The 21,768-nt window shown below is 50.2% G+C and carries 16 protein-coding genes and 1 pseudogene; 6 read left to right on the top strand and 11 right to left on the bottom strand.

Going from position 1 to position 21,768, the window contains the following annotated elements:
• Positions 1 to 12: 12 nt before the first annotated feature.
• From MHI42_RS30420 to MHI42_RS30400, 5 genes and pseudogenes are all read right to left on the bottom strand, one after another.
• A complete protein-coding gene (locus tag MHI42_RS30420; RefSeq protein ID WP_342421585.1) occupies positions 13 to 1,590 on the bottom strand; it encodes a sugar hydrolase in 1,578 nt (525 codons plus the stop codon).
• A gap of 201 nt (positions 1,591 to 1,791) precedes the next feature.
• Positions 1,792 to 2,748: a family 43 glycosylhydrolase gene (locus MHI42_RS30415; RefSeq protein WP_342424833.1), complete on the bottom strand. Its 957-nt coding sequence runs from the start codon at positions 2,746 to 2,748 to the stop codon at positions 1,792 to 1,794.
• 225 nt (positions 2,749 to 2,973) lie between these two features.
• A pseudogene (locus tag MHI42_RS30410) lies at positions 2,974 to 3,690 on the bottom strand (glycoside hydrolase family 43 protein); the annotation flags it as partial.
• Between the two features lie 187 nt (positions 3,691 to 3,877).
• Positions 3,878 to 4,738, bottom strand: coding sequence for an alpha/beta hydrolase (locus MHI42_RS30405; RefSeq protein WP_342421584.1), 861 nt, complete (start codon positions 4,736 to 4,738; stop codon positions 3,878 to 3,880).
• Positions 4,739 to 4,835: 97 nt separating this feature from the next.
• Positions 4,836 to 5,774 carry an NAD(P)-dependent oxidoreductase gene (locus MHI42_RS30400; protein ID WP_342421583.1) on the bottom strand — a complete coding sequence of 313 codons (939 nt, stop codon included), beginning with the start codon at positions 5,772 to 5,774 and terminating at the stop codon, positions 4,836 to 4,838.
• Positions 5,775 to 6,070: 296 nt separating this feature from the next.
• On the opposite strand from MHI42_RS30400, the gene MHI42_RS30395 reads away from it, so the two are divergent.
• From MHI42_RS30395 to MHI42_RS30380, 4 genes are all read left to right on the top strand, one after another.
• Positions 6,071 to 7,834 carry a thiamine pyrophosphate-binding protein gene (locus MHI42_RS30395; RefSeq protein WP_342421582.1) on the top strand — a complete coding sequence of 588 codons (1,764 nt, stop codon included), beginning with the start codon at positions 6,071 to 6,073 and terminating at the stop codon, positions 7,832 to 7,834.
• Between the two features lie 5 nt (positions 7,835 to 7,839).
• On the top strand, positions 7,840 to 8,748 hold the full coding sequence (locus tag MHI42_RS30390; protein ID WP_342421581.1) for an acetaldehyde dehydrogenase (acetylating): 909 nt from the start codon (positions 7,840 to 7,842) through the stop codon (positions 8,746 to 8,748).
• Positions 8,729 to 9,736, top strand: coding sequence for a 4-hydroxy-2-oxovalerate aldolase (dmpG, locus tag MHI42_RS30385; protein WP_342421580.1), 1,008 nt, complete (start codon positions 8,729 to 8,731; stop codon positions 9,734 to 9,736). Before MHI42_RS30390 ends, dmpG begins: the two co-directional genes overlap by 20 nt.
• A 165-nt stretch (positions 9,737 to 9,901) precedes the next feature.
• A complete protein-coding gene (locus MHI42_RS30380; RefSeq protein ID WP_342421579.1) occupies positions 9,902 to 12,961 on the top strand; it encodes an ATP-binding protein in 3,060 nt (1,019 codons plus the stop codon).
• A gap of 14 nt (positions 12,962 to 12,975) precedes the next feature.
• On the opposite strand, the gene MHI42_RS30375 is transcribed toward MHI42_RS30380, so the two are convergent.
• Positions 12,976 to 14,019, bottom strand: a complete 1,044-nt coding sequence (locus tag MHI42_RS30375) for a glycosyltransferase (RefSeq protein ID WP_342421578.1) — start codon at positions 14,017 to 14,019, stop codon at positions 12,976 to 12,978.
• A 181-nt stretch (positions 14,020 to 14,200) separates the two neighbouring features.
• Here MHI42_RS30375 and MHI42_RS30370 point away from each other — a divergent pair, with 181 nt between their 5' ends.
• Positions 14,201 to 14,356 (top strand): hypothetical protein, encoded by a 156-nt coding sequence (locus MHI42_RS30370; RefSeq protein ID WP_171717346.1) that lies wholly within the window; start codon positions 14,201 to 14,203, stop codon positions 14,354 to 14,356.
• Between the two features lie 67 nt (positions 14,357 to 14,423).
• Positions 14,424 to 17,537: an ATP-binding protein gene (locus tag MHI42_RS30365; protein ID WP_342421577.1), complete on the top strand. Its 3,114-nt coding sequence runs from the start codon at positions 14,424 to 14,426 to the stop codon at positions 17,535 to 17,537.
• 21 nt (positions 17,538 to 17,558) lie between these two features.
• On the opposite strand, the gene MHI42_RS30360 is transcribed toward MHI42_RS30365, so the two are convergent.
• The 5 genes from MHI42_RS30360 to MHI42_RS30340 all read right to left on the bottom strand — a co-directional run bounded on the left by MHI42_RS30360 (position 17,559) and on the right by MHI42_RS30340 (position 21,749).
• On the bottom strand, positions 17,559 to 18,686 hold the full coding sequence (locus tag MHI42_RS30360; protein ID WP_342421576.1) for a glycosyltransferase: 1,128 nt from the start codon (positions 18,684 to 18,686) through the stop codon (positions 17,559 to 17,561).
• Positions 18,687 to 18,789: 103 nt separating this feature from the next.
• Positions 18,790 to 19,197 (bottom strand): hypothetical protein, encoded by a 408-nt coding sequence (locus MHI42_RS30355; RefSeq protein ID WP_171717349.1) that lies wholly within the window; start codon positions 19,195 to 19,197, stop codon positions 18,790 to 18,792.
• 37 nt (positions 19,198 to 19,234) lie between these two features.
• The gene (locus MHI42_RS30350) at positions 19,235 to 19,645 is read right to left on the bottom strand and encodes a hypothetical protein (RefSeq protein WP_342421575.1); all 411 of its coding nucleotides are present in this window, start codon (positions 19,643 to 19,645) and stop codon (positions 19,235 to 19,237) included.
• Positions 19,645 to 20,982 (bottom strand): nucleotide sugar dehydrogenase, encoded by a 1,338-nt coding sequence (locus MHI42_RS30345; RefSeq protein ID WP_342421574.1) that lies wholly within the window; start codon positions 20,980 to 20,982, stop codon positions 19,645 to 19,647. The genes MHI42_RS30350 and MHI42_RS30345 overlap by 1 nt, the downstream gene beginning before the upstream one ends.
• Positions 20,983 to 21,011: 29 nt before the next feature.
• Positions 21,012 to 21,749, bottom strand: a complete 738-nt coding sequence (locus MHI42_RS30340; RefSeq protein ID WP_342421573.1) for a glycosyltransferase — start codon at positions 21,747 to 21,749, stop codon at positions 21,012 to 21,014.
• Positions 21,750 to 21,768: the final 19 nt, after the last annotated feature.

Below are 21,768 nucleotides of genomic sequence, written 5' to 3'. Positions count from 1 at the left end.
ATCCAGTAGCTTCTACAGCTGATATTTACGGATCAGATAAGCCGGAGTACAGCTCCACGCATGGCAATAGCTGTTAATCAGATGACTGCCGTAAGGTGAAAAGCTCTTGTCGTTTGGATCATACAGCTCCCAGAACGTATCCGCTCCGTCCTTAATCATCTGCCCCCAGTACTTCTTGATCTCCCGGATGGCTGTCTCCCTCTCGCCTACCTGAATCAGTGCCTCAATGAAGTGATGAACCATATAAGGTGTGGACATCGGAATCGCAGACTTGTCCTCCAGCAGCCTCAGCATGAGCGCCTTCGCCTGCTCCGGTTCCGGAACTTCAGCCAGCACCATCCAGATCTGTGACGCATGGGAGACCTGTCTGTCCCTGCCGCTGATGAAGCAGCCGGATTGGGCGTCCCATAGATGCTCCGCCGCCGCTTGTGTAAGCTCTCCGATTGTCCGCTCCAGCGTAGCCTTACGCTCATCTCCGAGCAAAGCTGCCAGATGCAGCGCGCGCTTCAAATTATAGATTAAGATAGCTTGGGAAGGGGCCTGCTTGTTCAGGTTAGGGTGCCAGTCAATAAAGGACCACCAGCTCTCATCATCAGCAACGATTCCGCGTTCGTCGAGCCGCTCCAGCCCCAGCTCGATCTGCCGGTAAGCAGACGGCCACAGCTCCTCCAGCGTATTCCGGTCACCCGTAGCCAGGAAATAATCGTGAAGCACAGAGACAAAAAAGAGTGAATAATCATAGAGATACGTATCGTCCGCAATGACCTGCGGCTTCATGAACAAATTGGCTGTGATCCTTCCCCGTTCATCCGGATAAGCCGCGAACAGGTACAGACAGCGTTTCACAAGACCGTTGCCTGAGAATGTCTCATAATTGGCGAGCGCCTGCAGCCGCAGGTCACCAAGCCATAGTCTGCGGTCCCGCTTGGGCCCGTCCTCGAACACCTCCTGCATACACTCCTCCAGCGTCTTTACGCTGACTTCATCAATCGCCTGCAGCTCCGCGTCCGCAGAGGTGAGCGTGGCGGATAATGCAGAACGGTCAGCAGAGGTTACAGCTGTGCAGCTGATGTCGGCAAAGGATACCTTGTACTTGGGCGAGGTATCCAGAACCTTTAGCTTGAGATACCGGAAGCTGTATCTTCGTTCCAGCTTCAGGGCAGCGGGGAGCACATCCAGATGAATCCGCTCCTCCTGCAGCCAGGAGCTGCTAAGCCATCCGTTGTATTCTGAGAAGGGTTCCGCCATCTCCACCGGCATTTCACCAAGTGTAATCTGCAGATGCAGCGGGGCATCCGGCGGGCTGCCGACGGGAACGATCCGGATTGCCAGAGCTCCGACCAGATGCTCGCCGAAATCCACAATCACCTCTTCACCTTTGCCGAATGACATGCCGGGCAGGTCTTGTGCGTGTTGCACCGCTTCTGCCTGCCAGCCATGGATCAGCTGTTCATTCCTTATCATCCGGACGACCTGCTTCGGCGTACATTCCCGCTGAATGAGCCGGGGCTCCAGCTGCGCGGCAACTGCGGCAAACGCCTCATTTTTGCGAATGGATACGGCTTCCTGACGCTGCATAGCTTGTGTCATACTTGTAGTTCCTCCCTAGGGTAAGCTTGTTTCCTCCTCTAGTAAAACGCATTCCAGCCCGTTTGAACATGCAGTGAATACAGCAGATATTGCTCTTATTACAGTTTGCTTCCCTATTAGGGAACACTATTTGGATAATCCATTGCTCAGCAAGAAGGGGCACCCGGCTGCTTGGCGCATGCCGGGTACCCCTTCCTCATTCTATAAAGTTAGCTCATGGCCATCCGGCACCGGCAATCCGAATACCGGCAGTCCGTCTTCTCCCCATGCCACAGGCTGGACACGGGTATGACGGTTAGGGTCATTCAAGGGATCTCCCTCTATTTCCTTATAATTTCTGGCGTGATAGACGAGCAGGTCCTGCGTTCCATCTGCCGTTACCGTAAAGCTGTTATGTCCCGGACCGTACTGGCCGTTCTCTTCGCTGGTCGTAAAGACCGGGACCGGGGATTTCGTCCATGAGCCGGAATCCAACAAATTGCTGTCATCCGGCGCGGTTAGCAACCCCATGCAGTAATGGTGATCGGTCGCGCTGGCCGAATAGGTCAGAAGAACTCTTCCATTCTTTTTTATAACAGCAGGTCCTTCATTTACACGGTATCCAATCGTCTCCCACTCATAGTCCGGCCGGGTCAGCAGAATCTGCTCACCTTCCAGCGTCCATGGATTAGCCATCTTCGAGATAAACAGGCTGGAGTTCCCCTGAACCGAAGGGTCCTCCTGCGCCCACACCAGATACTGCGATCCCGCATGCGCAAAGGTAGTAGCATCCAGCGAGAACGTATCCCATGCGGTATAGATTCTCCCCTTCTCCTCCCAGCTTCCTTCCAGCGGATTGTCAGAATCATTCTCCAGTACATACAGACGCTGCGCAAAAGGTGCATCATCACTGCCGGCGGAGAAATAGATGTACCACTTCCCGCTGATGTAATGAATTTCCGGCGCCCATACATAACCGCTCATAATACCGGTGGTATGCTTCGTCCAGATGACAATAGGCTCACTGGCTGGAAGTCCGCCAATCGTCCGGGCTCTCCGCAGCTCAATCCGGTCATATTCGGGAACCGAAGCAGTGAAGTAATAATAGCCGTCACTATGCCGGTAAATGCAGGGGTCTGCCCGCTGAAGGACAACCGGGTTGGTGATTGTTTCATTCATTATGTAGCTATGTCCGTCCCCGAAGGCCGCCAGCAGCAGGCTGCGTTCTCCGGCAGTAACCGGAAGGACTCCGCCGTGGCGTTTGGTGTTTACACCAAGGTCGAACTCCCCGTCTGCAAGCACGCGGAAATCACCGCTGCTCAGGTCAGACGTTAACAAGGGAAGATATCCCTTCCCTTCCGCATAACGGTCCACAATCAGGCACCATTCCCCGCGGCCGTTCAGCTTATAAATCTCTGGGCCTTCCACGCCCATAATGGCCTCCAGAACCGGCGCATCCACAAAGCTGAAGGCGTCTTTATCCAGCGACGCACCTTGCTCCACCCGGATATTCTTAGTTGTCTCATCCTTCGAGAAACGGTAGTACCTCCCGCCAGCAGCGATAATTGTCGTATCAATGATATGGTTGTCGCGTTCAATGTACTTCTCGGCGGCTGTGAATTCCCGGAAATCCTTCGTACGTGCACTATATATCTTGTGCTTCCGATCACTCTCATGCGGCTCCTGAGTAGCCGAAGCCCAGAATACCAGGAATTCATCCGCAGCCTCATCGTAAATCGCCTCAGGAGCCCAGACACATCCGGCGCCCTCCACACCGACCGTGACTGCCCACGGCTGTGACCAGTTCACCAGATCTGCAGATTCCCAGACGATAATATCGCGGCTGCCGGCCTCCACGGCTGCACCCCAGCCCTTGCCGCTGGCAATGCGCAGATCGGTGGCAATCAGATAGAATTTGCTTTCCTTCGGCGAACGGATGATAAAGGGATCTCTGGCTCCCTTTTCCCCGAGCTCCGAGCGCAGAACAGGCAGACCCGCGTTCAGATCCTTAAAGTGCAGGCCGTCCTCACTGTAGGAGAAGTAGACCTGTTCGCCATCCGGCTGCTCCCCGATGAAATGAACTAAGAGATAACCGGTGTATGCGGGTATAGATTGAGACAAGCTAAGCCCTCCTTAGGGAATTATTATACCGAACAAATCTTCCAGTCCGGCTTCAGGTCGTTTAGTTAACATTAACATTAACCTATTCACTATTATATTAATATTATAGTTAGGGAACATAGATAGAGTCAATGCTGTTTCTGTTGAAAAAGGGAATTAACTTCAACTACAATTATGTTAAGCAAAGTTAATCTATCAAAAAATTATACAATTCTTCAAAAGTCTCTTTAGGCGCCTCTTCAGCCAAATAATGTCCACAATTGATTCCGCGACCCTCTACTTCTTCCGCCCAATCCCGCCAGATTGACAAGACATCATACCATTTTGGAAGCTCACCCTGCTCACTCCATAAAACTAGAACGGGACATTTAATTGTATGGATTCCCCGATCTGCCTCATCTAATTGATAATCGATAGAAGCACCAGCCCTATAGTCCTCACACATAGCATGAATCGTTCCCGGCTGATGTATACAACGTAAATAATCGTCCAGGGCTTCAGGGTGAAAAATGCTTCTGTCTCCCCGAAAGTAAAAACTGTCCGGGTCGTGGCCAATCAATTGTTCAGGAAGATCGAAGGGTTGGGCCAGAAAGAACCAGTGCCAGAACCCGAGGGCAAATTCTTTATTTGTGCGTCTGAGCGCTTCTCCTGTTGGAATAATATCAAGTACAGCCAGCTTAGTGATGGCTTCAGGGAAATCGAGTGCTAGCCGATAGGCACATCTGCCCCCTCTGTCATGACCCACAACTGAAAATTGATTAAATCCCAACTCTTTCATAATTGCAATTTGATCTCTGGCCATAGCCCGTTTGGAATAAGGAAAATGATCATTTGTTGTTTGAGGTTTGGAACTATCACCATATCCTCTTAAATCCGGCATAACGACCGTGAATGTTGTGGCCAGTAGCGGAGCAATGTGATGCCACATCATATGTGTTTGCGGATGCCCATGTAAAAGAAGCAGCGGAGGTCCTTCTCCGCCGTAGCGTAAGCGGATTTTCACTTCTCCAGTGTCGACCGTTCTCAGTTGGAAATTTTCGAATAACATCTTCTTTTCCTCCTTGTTTATAACCATTACTCAAAGTTACCCTTATATGTGCTTTTTTAAAAAAAGCCGCTGAACGGATTCAGCGGCTTCATTACCTTTACATTCCTATTTTCAATTGCCCGTAACCGGTCTGTATACTTTGTAAGGAGGTATAACCAGGCCGATACCCTATATCCGAAGCCTTATGGTTTAGAGAATAATAGTTATTTTTGGAGCCAGTAATCGAATCATGCGAAGGGTCACTCTGAATCTCATAGTTCAGTCCATGTGTTTCCGCGAAATAGTCCAGAATCTCAAATTTAGCTGCGGGTTTGAGCGAATATACATCATATACATTATTCATGACAATCTCCTGCAGACACAGCTTGATTAATTGAAGAAAATCCTTGGGGTGCACATAATCTCTTACGATGTTGTCTGCTGAAGTGTGCAGCACTTCTCCCGTCTTGATATGTTTAATAATATCCGTCAGCAAATACTTGGAATTCAAATCAATGAAAGCACTAAAGAAACCAAATACCCGGAGGTCCACAATTCTATAACTGTTCAGACTTCTATGTTTGGCCTCCATATTAAGCTTGGATATTCCGTAAAAGTCTTTGACGGACAAATGGTTAATATCCAAAGTAAGAGGCTTACCGTTGGTTGCCGGGCACTCAAAGTCAGATCCATACGCAGCCCCGCTGCTAAGATTAATGTACGTTGAGGTTGGGTACATTTGCAGATATTGCAGAATCATATTGTCGTATTGCTCCGTAATTTGAAAGACCTTGAACGGATGCTGAATCAGGTCCTGCGGATCTCCTATCCCTACACCATTAATAATAACGTCATATGCTGCTGCTTGTGCGAATTGCTCGTAACCGCACAGATGGACATGTTCTTTGAGGTTATTCTCAGCCAAAAAAAGGGCCAATCGGTCCTTAGAGCGTGCGAATAAATACAATTGATATTCGTTTGCAGACGCAAGACCGAGGATCAGAATCTTGGCAATGTGACCTGTCGCTCCAAGGATTGCGATATTGGCAGGTTTCATTATAGTAATCCCCTTTCCGGTTCAGACAACATCCCCGCTTCGCACAACTTGCTCGGATAACTCTTCTCATTTGTATTCTCCCCCATCTTTTTTATGATAAGAAAGCATATAGACTGTACCCTCCCAATACCATAGATCAGTAAGCCCGGGTGCACCGGCAAGTCCGGCATAAATTGCGGATTTAGTGGATCTAATTGAACTATTCCCGCAAAATCCGCATATAAATAAGCTTATCAAGATTGGGAAGACAGCCTTAGAATATCGCTGAGTTATAGGAAGGAGGAATCATCATTAGCATGCGGGTAGCGGATTATATCACGAACTCCTTATACGAAGAGGGCGGTGAAACTGTCTTTCTGGTCACCGGAGGAATGATCATGCATTTGACCGACGCCCTTTACCAGCACGGCAAGCAGGAATACGTCTGCTGTCATCACGAGCAGGCTGCCGCGATGGCCGCTGAGGCCTACGGAAGGATGAGCGGCAAGCTTGGCGTTGCTTATGTGACCGCAGGACCGGGGGCGCTTAATACCATTACAGGTGTAACCGGAGCCTACGTGGATTCTTCTCCAATGGTTGTCGTCGGCGGGAATTCCAAGATAGCACTTGCCCAGGTGAAGGGTCCGCGCCAATTTTCTCTGCAGGGCTTCGATTCTCTTGATATTTTTCGTCAGATTACCAAATATGCCGTCAGACTGGAGGACATCTCCCAGGTCAGATATGAAGTGGAGAAATGTATTTACCTGGCAAAGAATGGCCGTGTAGGGCCAGTATATCTGGAGGTGCCCGTGGACCTTCAAGGAGCCTCCTTTGACCCGGGTGCCTATTCCGGCTTCACTGAACCGTCCGATGCAGTACCGGAGATAACGGATGCCGAGCTGAAGCAGGTCCTGTCTGCGCTGAAGCGCAGCAGCCGGCCATGTCTGCTGGCAGGAGCCGGAGTCCGGCTTGGAGATGCTGTAGAAGCTATGCATGAATTTGTCGCAAAAACAGGAATTCCCGTCCTGACCTCCCGGCTCGGAATGGATCTGATGGATCATGAGCATCCGCTGTTTGTCGGCCGTCCCGGTACATACGGAGACCGGCCTGCCAACTTCACCGTGCAGAATTGTGATCTTCTGCTTACCGTTGGCTGCCGGCTTGGAATTGGCCTGGTCGGTTATGAATTTGTCGATTTCGCCAAGAAAGCGTTCAAGATCCATGTCGATATTGACTCCAAGGAATTGATTAAACCCTCTGTCATTCCCGATATTCCTATTCTGGGAGAGGCGCGGTCTTTTTTCAGCAGGCTTACTGCGTTATGGGATACAGCTCCTTCTTTTACAGATTGGGCAAACCAGACGCAAGACTGGAAGCAGCGCTATCCCGTGGACTTACCTGAATATGATAACGACAGCAGCGGCATCAATTCGTATCGGTTCATGACCCGGTTCTCGGAGCAGGCCCCGCAGGACGCCCTGTTTGTAGTAGACACCGGCTCCTGCTTCCATGTCCATGCTCAAGCCTTCAAGGTGAAGGCCGGACAACGGCATATCATCACGGGCGGATTGTCTACTATGGGGTATACGCCGGGGGCCATAGGGGCCTCTGTAGCCGCCGGCCGCCGGGAGGTCTATTGTATTACAGGCGATGGATCATTTCAGATGAATCTGCAGGAGTTGCAGACGATCCGCCACCATCAGCTTCCTGTCAAATTCATTCTATTCAACAACGGCGGATATCTGCTGATCCGGCACACCCAGTCCAACTTTATGAAGGGGCGTTACCTGGGCGAAGGACCGGATTCCGGGATAAGCTTTGTGCCGTTCGACAAGATTGCCGAAACATTCGGACTCGGATATATGAGAATCTCGCAGCTTGAGACAATGGAGCAGCAGCTCGGGGAATTATTCAGCCGGCCGGGACCGATGATCTGCGAAATTATGACTCCTACCGATCAGTTGCTCATCCCGCGGGTGTCCTCCCGCCAGCTGGAAGACGGAACAATGATGTCTATGGCCTATGATGATATGTTCCCCTTTCTCCCGAGGGATGAATACCAATCTAACTGCTTGGAGTGACTGCCATGCGCACGAAACAGCTAAAAGTTGCCATTCTGGGAAGCGGAAATATCGGAACCGACCTGCTCATCAAGATATTCCGCTCTGAGTACCTGACCTGCAGTCTCTTCACTGGCAGAAACCCGGATTCCAGAGGGATTCAGATTGCCAGGGAGTTGGGCGTACAGGTATCCGATCAAAGCATTGATGCCATTCTGAGCCATCCCGATTGCTGCGACATTGTGATTGATGCCACATCCGCTGCTGCCCATATCCGACACTATCCCTTGCTGAAAGCACTGGGCAAATTCGTGATTGATATGACGCCTTCTCAGATGGGTACAGCGTGTATCCCGGCTGTGAATCTGCAGGAATGTCTGGACCTCAATGATGTGAATATGGTCACCTGCGGCGGGCAGGCCTCTGTACCGCTTGCCTATGCCATCGCCAAGTCCCAGCATGAAGTATCTTATATAGAAGTAGTATCGAGCATCGCCTCCCTTAGCGCCGGACCTGCGACAAGAATTAATCTGGATGAATACATTGAGGCCACAGAGGATGCCATTCGCAGCTACACAGGCTGCAGACGTTCAAAGGCAATTCTCAACCTGAATCCGGCCATTCCCAGTATTGATATGCAGACCACGGTCTTCGCGGTTGTCCCTGATCCTGATATGGAAAGTCTAAATAGAGCTGTAGACCATATGGTGAAAAACATCCAATATTATGTGCCCGGCTATCAGCTTATTGTGCCACCGGTAATTGAAAACGGACGGATCGCCATGATGGTCAAGGTCCAGGGGCTTGGCGATTTCCTCCCCACTTATGCAGGCAATCTGGATATTATTAATTGTGCTGCGATTGCCCTGGCTGAAGAATATGCCAAACGCTTATTGTGTGCAAAGGAGAATGACAATGCACCCACTTATAATTAGCGACCCTACGCTCAGGGACGGTTCGCATGCCATCAAACATCAATTAAGCAGAGAGAACCTGCAGCTATACTCCCAAATGGCAGAGAAGGCGGGAATTGCTGTATTGGAGGTAGGACATGGCAACGGCCTCGGCGCCTCCTCCCTCCAGCTTGGCGAAAGTCTGCTGTCCGATGCGGAGATGCTGTCCATATGCAGAAGCAATCTCCGGCAGACTCTGTTGTCTATCCATGTTATTCCCGGCTTTGCCACGATCAACCGGGATCTGCGGGCAGCACTGGAGCTTGGAGTTGATATTGTAAGGGTGGCTTCCCATTGTACGGAGGCCGATCTGACGAAACGGCATATTGAATTTGTACGCGGGCGGGATCGTACCGCCTACGGCGTTCTTATGATGTCCCATATGGCTCCCGCCGAGGTGCTGGGCAGAGAAGCCCTGAAGATGCAGAGCTACGGCGCACAAGCGGTTATCCTGATGGATTCTGCGGGTGCTTATCTGCCCAAGGATGTAACCGCGAAGATTCAGTACTTGCACGGGATACTCGATATCCCTGTCGGCTTCCATGCCCATAACAATCTGGGTCTGGCGATCGGCAATTCACTGGCTGCAGCCGAGGCCGGGGCGACTCTCCTTGACGGCACCGTGCGCGGTTTCGGTGCTGGAGCCGGCAATGCCCAACTGGAGGTGCTGGTAGGGGCGCTTCACCAATCCGGCTGGGACACAGGAATAGAACTCTATTCTTTGCTTGAGCTGGCCGAGCAGGCAGAAACCGCCTTCGCCAAAGCGCCGAAGCTCGGCAGCATGAGTATCGTAAGCGGCATGGCTGGCGTGTTCTCCGGCTTTGTGAAGCCTGTGGAGCGGATTGCCACGGAGTATCATGTAGACCCCAAGGCGATCATGGTGGAGCTCGGCCGCCGCAAGGCCGTTGCCGGGCAGGAGGACCTGATTCTCGAGGTGGCGTTACACCTATCACAGCAAGCCGGATCTTGATCAACTAAGTTAAACCCGAACAAGGATAGCACTGCTGGTGCTATCCTTGTTCGGGTTTTTACTTGGATTTCGATCTTCATGTGTAATAAAAAGGATTCTGTCCTTTATTGTCGAAATGTGTTCTTTATGCGAACAATGACTGCTAGACTCCCGTACCCTTTAAAAATGGCCACAGCATTGATCTTCTTCCTGATCCTGCTGCTGGGTTGCCGCTGGATTTGGTCAGTGGTCAACGATACACCGGATCATCCGCAAGCTTCTGCGGGGATTCTGGATATGCGCGGCTGGGACTTCGAGCAATCCCATTCCATCCCCCTGCAGGGAGACTGGGAATTCTATCCGGGTCAGCTTCTTGCGCGGGCCGGATTCGGGGGGCAGAAGTCCGGCCATATACAGGTGCCTGGCAACTGGGCCAGTAGTCTGAAAGTGTCCCCGAATCCCTCTTTTGGTTACGGGACGTATAGACTGCGTATTCTGGTAGACCCGGCTCCAGCGGGGGCCTATGGCTTTTGGATAGAGCGTATTCTTTCCTCTTCGGAAGTTGAGATCAACGGGCAGATAGCGGCGGTCTTCGGGGAAGTTGCTGCAGAAGCCGCGTTATACCAACCCGTTACCAGATCCTATACGGCCACCTATAAGGGTGAACCAGCGGATGAGATTGAACTCATTGTGCGGGTAGCGAACTACAGCCATCCGGACCTTGGCGGAATTGTGAAGAATATCCGCTTTGGCTCACAGCATGCGATAGACAAGGAACGTTCGCTTTCCATCGCTCTTCAATTGGTTACTCTGATGATTTTGTTGCTGCATATTTTGTATGCCGGCATTCTATACTTGTTCAACCGCAACGAAGCGGCGCTTCCTGTATTTATTCTGCTGCTGGCGGCCCTCTCGGTCTCCATTGCGTCTGATCATGACTCCCTCTGGCTGCAATGGCTGCCGCTTAATGACAGCTGGGCCTTAAAAATCAAGCTTTTGGCTTACCTGTTTTCTCCTTTTTTGATGCTGCTGCTGATTCGGCATTTGACTGATATCCAGGATCGGCAAAAATCAATTCATTGGTTCGCTGCTGTACTAGGAATGTTTACTGTATTTGTTCTACTAGGTCCGCCCTTGCGTCTGTATTACTACTTTGAAGGGATATATTTATTCCTTTATCTTGTGCCCTTCATTTGGTTTTTTCACACCACCGGCAAACTGATTATCCGCAAGTACAAGCATTCGTTATATCTGCTGTTTACAGCTTCAGCTGTGATCTCAAGCCTGGTGTGGGGATTGATTCAAATCCTAAGTAAGGATTCCGGCATCTATTATCCCCTGGATCTGATTGTGGCGCTTATCGGGTTCTCGTCCTTCTGGTTTAAGAAATACTTCCAGAATGCCAAAGACAATGCCGAGCTATACCGTAAGTTGAGTGAATCGGATAAGAGGAAGGATGAATTCCTGGCCAATACTGCGCATGAATTACGCACACCTTTGCATGGCATCATTAATCTGGCCCAATCCGTATTTAACAGTGAACCAGCGGGTGAGCAAGCCCTTCAATCCCGGAGTAATATGGAGCAGTTAATTCTCATCAGCCGGCGGATGTCCCATATTGTCAACAACCTGCTGGATCTGTCACGTTTACGGGATCACCGCTTTGATCTTCACCCGGGGCCAATGTCCATTCATTCAGCTGCTGCAGGGGTGGCGGATATGGCGCAATATTTAATGAAGGATAAGCCGGTTTCTCTGTCCGTAGAGATTCCTGCCGATCTTCCTTTAGCTTGGGCTGATGAAAAGCGGGTCGTGCAGATCCTGTTCAATCTCTTACGCGGTGCCCTCGCATTCACAGACAACGGGTCTATCTCCATTACTGCCGAAAGCTTAGACGACGCTCTCCTTGTCTCTGTCTCTTATACGGGTTGCGGGATCGCTGCGGCAGAACTGGACCGCAATTATACGGCTTATGAATATGTCAACGAGGATACCGGAGGAATCGGGCTGGGGTTAAACATTAGCCGGCAGTTGGTTGAACTGCACGGAGGCTTCTTTGAACTAAGCTCCATTCCGGGGGTAGCGTCCAGCTTCAGCTTTACCCTTCCGGCAGCAACCGGTGATTCGCTGGAAGCGGCCCCGGATACGATCTTTGCTGCCGGGAATGACACTGCTCTGATTAGTATAGCTGCTACGGATCAGCAGGATTCTGGAGACGTTGAGTTCGGGCCGCGCAGTAGTCTATTAGCACAGCAGAAGCTTAATATTCTTGCGGTGGACGATGATCCCGTTAATCTAAAGGTTCTTGCAGACATCCTCTCTTCAGGTCAGTTTCAGGTCACGATGGCCGGCAGCGGAAGCGAAACTTTAGACTTACTGACGAATTCAGAGGTGGAATGGGACCTGCTGATTGCCGATGTTATGATGCCTCATATGTCAGGCTATGAGTTAACACGAAGGGTACGGAAGCGTTATTCCCATTCAGAGCTGCCCATCCTGCTGTTAACCGCCCGCAACCAGATCGAAGATATTTACGCCGGCTTCACCGCAGGGGCCAATGATTATGTAGCCAAGCCTGTACATGCAGCGGAATTACAGTACCGGGTATGGTCACTGGCTTCACTCAAACGCTCCGTACATGAACGTCTGAAGCTGGAGGCCGCTTATTTACAGGCGCAGATCCGTCCACAATTTATTTTCAATACACTTAACGCCATTACGGCACTCAGTGTCATCGATATTGATCAAATGCATGATCTAAGTGAAGCATTTACCACCTATTTGCGCATTAGCTTTGATACGGTGAATTCCGGCCAGTGGGTTAAGCTGGGAGATGAGCTTGAATTGATCCGGGCCTACCTGCATGTGGAGAATGCGATTCTGAAGGAACCGGTTTCTATCCGATGGGAGGTAGAGGCTGATCTGACCCTGTCCATCCCTCCCCTAATCCTTCAGCCCTTTGTTGAGAATGCCGTGAATCACGGGTTTACAGGGCATAATCGCAGCAAGGAACTGCATGTAAGGATTGTGGACCAGCCGGGCTCCATCCATGTTCAAGTAAGAGATAACGGAACCGGAATGGAAGATAGTCTGATCCGGGAGCTTCTGAATCCCACCCGGCATTCTAACCGCGGAGCTGGTATATCCAACACTAACCGCCGGCTGCTTCAGCGTTATGGCCGCGGGCTGACGATCACCAGTATTCCGGGAGAAGGAACAGAGGTTTCCTTTGAAATTCCGCAATGAGCAGGTGGCTTGAATTACATGGCTGTCTGCTGGTTGTATTGCAATACCTGTTCATTATGATAGTTGGCCTTATGAGGGTTCCCCAGATAGTCGTAGCATAAGGCCAGCTGATAATGTGGAAGCCAGGTGTGAAACATATGATTAACGATGCCTAAATCGCTGTTGTTCATGGGCACCTGAAGCGCCAATTCAAACCAGTACACCGCTTGCTCAACAGCCTTAAGTCCGCATAAATAACATCCTAACCGGTAACAAAACTCGGGTCCGGGTTCCTCATACACAAGACTCTGCCCTATTGCCCGAACGGCCTCGTGCAGGTTCCCCAGATGATAATAACACTCCGACTGCTTGATGCAGGCACGGATATTGTCCTCCACCCACCCCAACCCGGATGCCAGATAGGCCGCATAATAAAATATCGCTTCTTCAAAAGAATGATTATTCTTCAGCTCATTTGCAAAGTAAAACAAATCCCGTACCGGTAATTGCTCACCCTGCTCCACACGGGCCCGGTATATTTTCAGATTGCGGTCGGTAGGCTCCTTATCTTTCATGTGGGTAACCGCTATATCGCTGAGCAGAATATTTGCCGGGATGTCTAAATACTCGTGTACCGCGCCTATCCACTCAAAATTGCAGCTTCGTTTCACCAGCCGGTTGCGCCTGAGACTGGTTACAGCCCTGCCTTCGCCATCAAAGCCCACGTTATACTTCATGGCTACCGAGTCTATACCGGCTGGCAAAATCCGTTTCAATTGCATGAATTGCTCCCGGTCTTCCGGCAAAAGAATATCATCGGCATCAAGCCACACAATGTAATCTTTGCCGGCCTTACGGAATGAATAGTTTCTGGCTGCCGCGAAATCATTCACCCAGGCAAAATCATAGAGCTTTGCACCGAAGGAGCGGGCAATCTCCTTAGTACCATCTGTAGAACCTGTATCGATGATGATGATTTCATCAGCAATATCCCCGACTGACGATAAGCAGCGTCCCAGACTTTTTTCCTCATCCCGGACAATCATACATAAGCTGATTTCAATCATGGAATCGGACAATCCTTCCCCTCCTCACCCGGTTGATCTGATTGTTATGGATTTGGCGGACTTTATGTTCATGTATATGCGGACTTCCCGGAATGCGTTAATGGAATTATATTACATTTTTAAACATTGAAAATTTGTTCATTTTTTGTTCAGTTGGGGCGTTTACACTGTGCTCGAGGGGAGGCATCTAACCTTGGGCAAAAAACGAGCGGAAGAAAAACGTAAATGCGAGTCAGGCACCTGCACTAACAACCATTACGCCAAAGGGATGTGCAAGCAACATTATTGGAAGGACTGGCATTCGAAGAAGGAGGAGAAATCCAAAAATCCGGACCGGAAAATTCTGTGAAATAATGTCTTTAACTGACGTAAAAAATGAAGGGGAAACCCGTATAGCTGTAGAAGGTCTTTAAATTATGAATAGAGAATCCGCAAAATATTATTTGAAATATGTCGTTCTGACCCTTTGTTTTTTAGTTCTTTTGGTCGGCCTTCAGCAGGTTTGGCAGAAGGGCTTCTTCTCGCCTGAGCAACCTAAAGCTGAGCAGGGTGTACTTGATTTCCGGGGCTGGAATTTCGAACAATCCCATTCGCTTGTGCTGGATGGTCAATGGGATTTCTATCCCTCAAAGTGGATGACAAACGAAGATATTCTGAGCAGGTCCGGCAGAAATGAGCAGACAATTCAAGTTCCCGGCGATTGGACACAGGCCACCGGTTCATCCTACGGATATGGCACCTATGTGCTGCGCATTCGGATTGACCAGCCGATGGAGCAGCCTTATGTCTTCTGGTTCCATCAGATTCAAGCCTCTTCGGAGATTGAAGTGAACGGGAAAGTCCTGTACACCATGGGACAACCGGCTGAAGTTAAGGAACAGTATAGACCGGCATCCATTCCTTTTACCGTAAGCTATGATGCGGGGACTGAGGATGAGATTATTCTAATCATTCGTACGGCCAATTTTGATCACGGCACGAAATCAGGTATTTCCTACTCTATTCGCTTTGGTGCTGAAGCTTCCATGGATAGAGAACGCCGGTTGTCTGTAGGGTTTCAGCTTGGAACCATCATTATTTTCCTGCTGCATGCGGTGTATGCCGGAATATTATTAATCATGTCAAGGCAGCGTACCTTATGGATCTTTATTCTCCTGCTCCTGTGTACGGCGCTGTCTGTAGCTGCCGACAATGATGCGATACTCATGAATGTGCTGCCTCTGAATTATACCTGGGGTATCAAAATCAAATTATTGTCCTACTTATGGCTGGTTTTCTCCATGCTGCTGTTAACCTATAGATTTAATACACCCAAAGTTACAGAACTATCCTTTCGGATTTACGTGATGATCCTCTCCATTTACAGCATATATATGTTGATTTTCCCGGTTAAAGATATATTGAATCACGCCTATTGGATGTTCGGAGGATTATATAATCTCCCGGCTGTCTGGATGTTTATGTTATACGGGAAAATGGTTTACCAGCGAAAAAAGGACACCGGCTTTCTGCTGTTTGCTGCAAGTGCCATCATCTCCGGCCTTATATGGGGGGCTGTTGTGAACAACGGTGAGAAAAACCTCCCCTTTTACCCGATTGATATCCTTTCAGCCATTGTAGGTTTTTCTGCTTATTGGTTGAAGCAATTCTTCCGCCGGTCGTATGAGAATCAGGAACTCACCCACAAGCTGCTGATCGACCATCAACAAAAAGACAAGTTTCTGGTTCATACTTCCCGTGCATTGAAAAAACCGCTGGACAGTATACTACAGATCGCCCATTCTCAATCTGCTGCCAGTACTCAAGCTGCGGATTCCCCTTCGCACAAAAACATTGAACTATTAATCAAAATTGGAAACCGGATGTCCCTGCTGCTTGGTGACCTGCTCGATGCCCCCGTTCTTGGAGAGAAGGGGATTCAGTTGAATTTCAAAGATGTGGAGCTCCGGAAAGTTATCACGGATGTACTCAACATGCTCCTTTACTTAATTGAAGGCAAACCTCTGCAGTTAAGAGTCAATATCTCTTCAAAACTCTCACACGTATATGCAGATGAAAAAAGATTATCCCAAATTCTATTTAATTTGCTGCATAACGCAATGAAGTATACGGAGCAAGGAGAGATTATTATTGAAGCCTCTACAGTTGGTGACCGGGTTAAGGTCAGTATTACGGATACAGGAATAGGCATGGATGATGAAACCACGGCCCGTATTTTCAACCCTTATGAACAGGGGCAACAAAATATTGAAGGTGGAATGGGTCTTGGCCTCAGCATCAGCAGGCGGCTCGCAGAACTCCATCACGGCGAATTAACAGTGGTCTCAAGACTTCATGAAGGATCGGCATTCAGTTTCACCCTGCCTTCGTCACAGCATCAGATGCGTTTGATACCAGAAGATTCGCGGATGCATACGGAGCATTATCCCGCCGGAAGGGTCAAAGATCAGCGCCGCAACATTAGCGAAGATAAAAGATCTGCATATAAGGTCCATGCAGAATCGTCCGGTCCACTCTATGAGATGGCTAGACCGAATATTCTAATTGTGGATGATGATCCGGTGAACCTGAAAGTGTTGGCTAATATTCTCTCTGAAGAAAATTACAGATTAACTGCGGTCTCCAGTGCTCATGAAGCCCTTGAACTGATCCGCTCTGCTTCCTGGGATTTGATAATTGCCGATGTGAAAATGCCCCAAGTGTCAGGACATGAGCTTACTAAGCGGGTCAGACAACATTTTGATATTACGGAGCTGCCGATTCTCTTGTTAATTACCCATTCCATTTCAGAAGAGTCGTATACAGAATTCTTACATGGAGCCAATGACTATGTAACCAAACCTGTTGAGAGATTAGAGCTGAAGTACAGAGTGCAGGCATTAATTTCTTTGAAACAATCGATTGACCAAAGTCTGCGGATGGAAACAGCCTACTTGCAGGCCCAGATCAAACCGCATTTCTTATTCAACACCATCAACTCCATTATGGCCCTGAGTGAATTTGATATGGAACAGATGCGTAATGTAGCGGGTGCATTTGCAGATTATTTGCGGTATAGCGTTGATTTCATTAATACGAATCAGCTGGTGGATCTGGAGAATGAAATTTCCCTGGTGAAATCCTATTTATTCATCGAGCAAGTTCGTTTTGGAGACAGGTTAACTGTGGTGTGGGAGATCCAGCCTGCTCTCCGTTTCAAGCTTCCTCCGCTGTCCATCCAGCCGCTCGTTGAGAATGCAGTACGACATGGATTGCTAAGCCGGACGAAGGGCGGCGAACTGGTGGTGCGCATATATCAGGCGGAAGCTGGCGCTTGTATAGAGATTATAGATAATGGCAAAGGGATTCCGGCTGCTCAGATTGAGAACCTCCTAAGCCTTACCCGGCATGACACCGGGGGAATCGGCTTAAGGAATACCAACCGCCGCTTGATTCAGCGGTATGGCCAGGGTCTTCTTATTCAGAGTGAACCGGGCAGGGGCACGACCGTATCGTTCATGATTCCTCATGATAACCATCCGGTAGCTTAGTTCCATAGGGATTTCACCACCTCATACATCACGTCTAATGTCCCGCGCAGCTTGGAGCTTACTTCTATTGCCAAGCAAGACCTGGTCACCGGGCAGGTAAGTCAATGCCCGCTCATTATGCAGCCAGGCCTGCTCCCACTCCCCGGCTGCTGCGTAGCAGCGACTGACCAGCACATGGGGCAGCCAGGTATAGCAGGCCTGCGAGACAGGCCGGTTACCCGCACCGTCCTTCTGCCGGGCTATCGCCTGAAGATACCAGTAGACGGCACTGTCCCACTCCCGGTGTTCTTCGAAGAACCCGGCTGCAGCGCAGCAGATATCCGCCTGCGGAAGCCCATAGCGGAAGGAGCGGAAAAGGCTGTTCAGCCGTTTCTCAGCATCGCCCAGCTGCCGGTAGCATTCAGCCAGCCGCAGGCAGGCTGTAATCCGGTCCTCACGGTAGCCGCTCGGCTCGCTCAACAACTGCTCGTAGGAACCGGCCGCGGTTATAAATTCCCGGTCCTCAAAGCACTCGTTCGCATAATGGAATAACACACGCCCCTCCCCTCGGTCTTCCTCTGCCATCCAGCGCTCCAGAATGGTGCGGTTACGGCATGTATGGGCGGCAACAGGTCTATGTTCTATCCATATATCCGTATTCAGCTCAGCGGCAGTGCCAATATCCAGGTCTTCATGCACACGCCCGTGCCAGCGGAAATTCCGCTCACGTCTGACCATTCGCGGCCTCCGCGCTGTATACACGGGGAGTGATGCGGAAGCGGCCTTTTCTGAATCGGCAAATAACCGGGTACCCAGCCATACCACATCCACCTCTTCCCTCTCCTGCGCTAATTGCAGCTTTAAGCGGGCCAGCTTCGCTGCCTCCGGCGCTGCCAGCAGCTCATCCGCATCCATCCAAATCACATACGGCATAGACGCCTGTTCAAAGGAATAATTGCGGGCAGCCGCAAAATCATCCTCCCATGGATATGAAAATATCTTGTCAGTATACCCGCCCGCGACAGAGACGGTCCCATCCGTTGATCCCGTATCCACAATAATAATTTCATCCATAAGGCCGCTGACAGAATCCAGACACCTGGCCAGCACAGCTTCTTCATTCTTCACGATCATGCACAAACTGAACAGACCTTGCTGATCTGCGTCCATGTCTCTGCCTCCTTGTACAAGTTACCATTCTCATCACAAAATGCTTCCCCTCTCCCCTGTACCTATAGATTGGGGAGAGGCGGAAGCAATCTGCCAAAGCAAACTAGGACTGCGAAGCTATGCCAAAGAATACTTCAGGGCCATTACGGACGGTAGTCGAGATCCCGCTGATGAAAGCTGTATACACAAGTGTGGGTACCGCCGGAGCCGAAAGATCCTGTGCATGAAAGCTGTGCAGCTCATTGGAGCCGGTGGTAGCCACTGAGCCTTGCGCCGTGTAAATGATATTCGCCGGATCGAAGGATTCGCCACGTACCACTTGTATGGTATAAGGGTCCCCTTCGTCACCGATTAATCCAATTGTGCCGCTAAGAGTAATAACCGTATCCTCAATGGACGAGATCCCCAGACCAATCAAACCGAATAGTTCAGGGGCCGGACCAAGCTCAATACTGATTGATCCGCTGGACGGAGCATTGGATGAACTTCTGAGGTCTAAAAAGTATGCCATTGATAATTCCTCCTTAAATGTTGGGTTAGGATTCGGACTAAGACAGCGAGGCTACACCGAAGAACAATTCGGGACCGCTGCGGAACGTAGTCGGTTCCCCGCTGATATAAGCGGTGTACACAATGGAGGGTACAGCCGGAACTGAAAAGTCATGGACATGAAAGCTAATCATCTCACTGAAGCCAGAGTCAGCCACCGTCCCTTGCATCATATAAATGACGTTCGCCGGATTATAGGACTCGCCGCGGACTACGTGAATGGTGAAGGTGTCCTCCTCGTCACCGGTCAGTCCAATTGCGCCGCAGACCATAATGACCGTATCCTCGACGGAGGATGAGAATCCCATACCGATCCTTCCAAACAATTGGGGAGAAGACCCAAGCTTAATCTTGATCGAACCACTGCGCGGAGCATCGGATAAACTCCGCGCGTCCAAAAAGTATGCCATTATTTTCCCCACCTTACTTGATGCTGATATGGTTTGCCCAGCACGGCGATCCGTCCCCGCGTGCAGTCCTTAGTTGCGTTCCGGGTATCCAGAACAAGCGGTGCTGCATCCGCCAGGCCTTGATAATCCACGGCGGAATGGTCTGTCGCAATGACCACCAGATCGGCAGAGGACAATAGTGAAGGCTGCAGGGTGCGTGAGAAATACGTCATTTCCCCCAGCTTGAAGGAAGGGATATACGGGTCGCAATATTGGACAATAGCACCTGCTTCAAGCAGCAGGACGAACAGCGCGAGCGCCGGGGATTCGCGGATATCGTCGATATCTTTTTTGTAGGCGATGCCCGACAATATAATTTTGGAGCCCTTCAAGGTCTTGCCTTCAGCCTGGAGCAGCCACTGAATGCGTTCCAGGATCAGGCCGGGCATGCCCTGATTCACCCGGTCCGCGAGTTCCACAAAGTGCAGGGGCAGCCCGAGCCTGCCGGACTTCCAGGACAGATACAGCGGATCAACCGGGATGCAGTGTCCTCCTACACCGGGGCCGGGATAGAATGGCATGTACCCGAACGGCTTGGTTGCGGCAGCTTCCAGCACCTCCCATATACTGATGCCCATCCGCTCACATAGTGGTGTTAATTCATTGATGAGCGCGATGTTTACACTGCGGAAGGTGTTCTCAAGCAATTTGGCCGTTTCAGCAAGGGTAGTGGAGGAGACCGGGACCAGCGTTTCCACAAATGAGCCGTATAGAGCGCTGCCCGCTTCCAGGCATCTTGCGGTACAGCCTCCGATGATTTTGGGTGTCTGCTTCACGCTGATCCCGTCTTTGCCGGGATTGATGCGTTCTGGTGAATAACAGACATAGAAGTCTTCGCCAGCCACCCAACCACGGCGCGCCTCAATTACATTGCTCACCAGCTCTCTCGTTGTACCCGGATAGGTGGTGCTTTCCAGAATGATTAAGGTTTGTGGCTTCAGATAGGGAAGTGCTTCTTCAATCACCTGCCGGATAAATGAAGGATCCGGCTCACGGTTCTTATCAAGCGGCGTCGGCACACAAATAATCAAGGCATCTGACAGAGCAACGCAAGCATAATCATCGCCGGGAATGAGTCCCTCTTCTTCATTAATCACCTCCTTCAGGTCCTCATCGCGAATATCCATAAGGTAAGATTGTTTACGGAGCAGCGAAGCAATCTTGCTCCGGTCCGGATCAATGCCATAGACCTTGTATCCTGCCCGTGCGATCTCCAGCGCCATCGGCAGGCCGGTATAACCAAGTCCGGCCACGGCAATTACAGCCGAGCGCTCCTTTATTTTTTCAACAATGCCCAAGATGTCTCTCTCCCTCTCTCGTCCTGACTTTAGTTGTATTCAACTTCCGACATGAATTCTGCCAGCACATGTTTCATTTCTTCCCTGGAGAGACGGTTTTCGGACGGCACTTTTTTGACAGATACATTGGAGGAATGAACGACATTGACGAAATTCCTGGCTTTAAAAACCTCATGGGGCAGCAAAGCCACATTATGGTGGCCTTTGCCGGGAATAGCGATCCGTTCACCGGCAAGGTAGGCATCGGCTGAATACAGAAAGACATAAAACTGCGGGGAAGAATAGAATACCGGCGCCATTTGCCCTTGAACGGCATCCCACAGATATCCCCTTTGATTCACCAGCGCATCAGTGCCGGGTAAAGGGGTATAATCATGCAACTGCTGCACAAAGGTCCGGTGATACAAATCGTCCGAATCGAGTCTGGCAATGAACAAATCCCGGTAATGCCGGACAGGATGAAGCTCTTGAGCTTTACGGACCTCCTGGACCCATGAAGCAATGTGCAGGTTGCTCTCTGCGGTAGTCCCAAACCGGATATTGCCCGGCAAGGGTGGGTACTGCGCTAATTCTTCCTCTACAATACCGCTGCACCCTCCGGCAAGCTTGACGACAGCCAGAAATTGCTGATTGGTCTGCGCCTCCAGGCTTTTTAAGGTGAATCTCCGGAAAACACGGATCCTCTCGCTAATCCATTCCCGGGTAAGGCGGTTCGGGTTCATGCCATAATTGTTGAAGTTAATTTCGATCACGATAGTTTTCCCCACTGTTCAACCTCCTGCGGTC

It is taken from the genome of Paenibacillus sp. FSL E2-0178, from assembly GCF_038593005.1.
GTDB classification, from domain to species: domain Bacteria; phylum Bacillota; class Bacilli; order Paenibacillales; family Paenibacillaceae; genus Paenibacillus_AQ; species Paenibacillus_AQ phytohabitans.
Note: the sequence above shows the minus strand (reverse complement) of the source record. Positions and strands in the feature narration are given on the sequence as shown.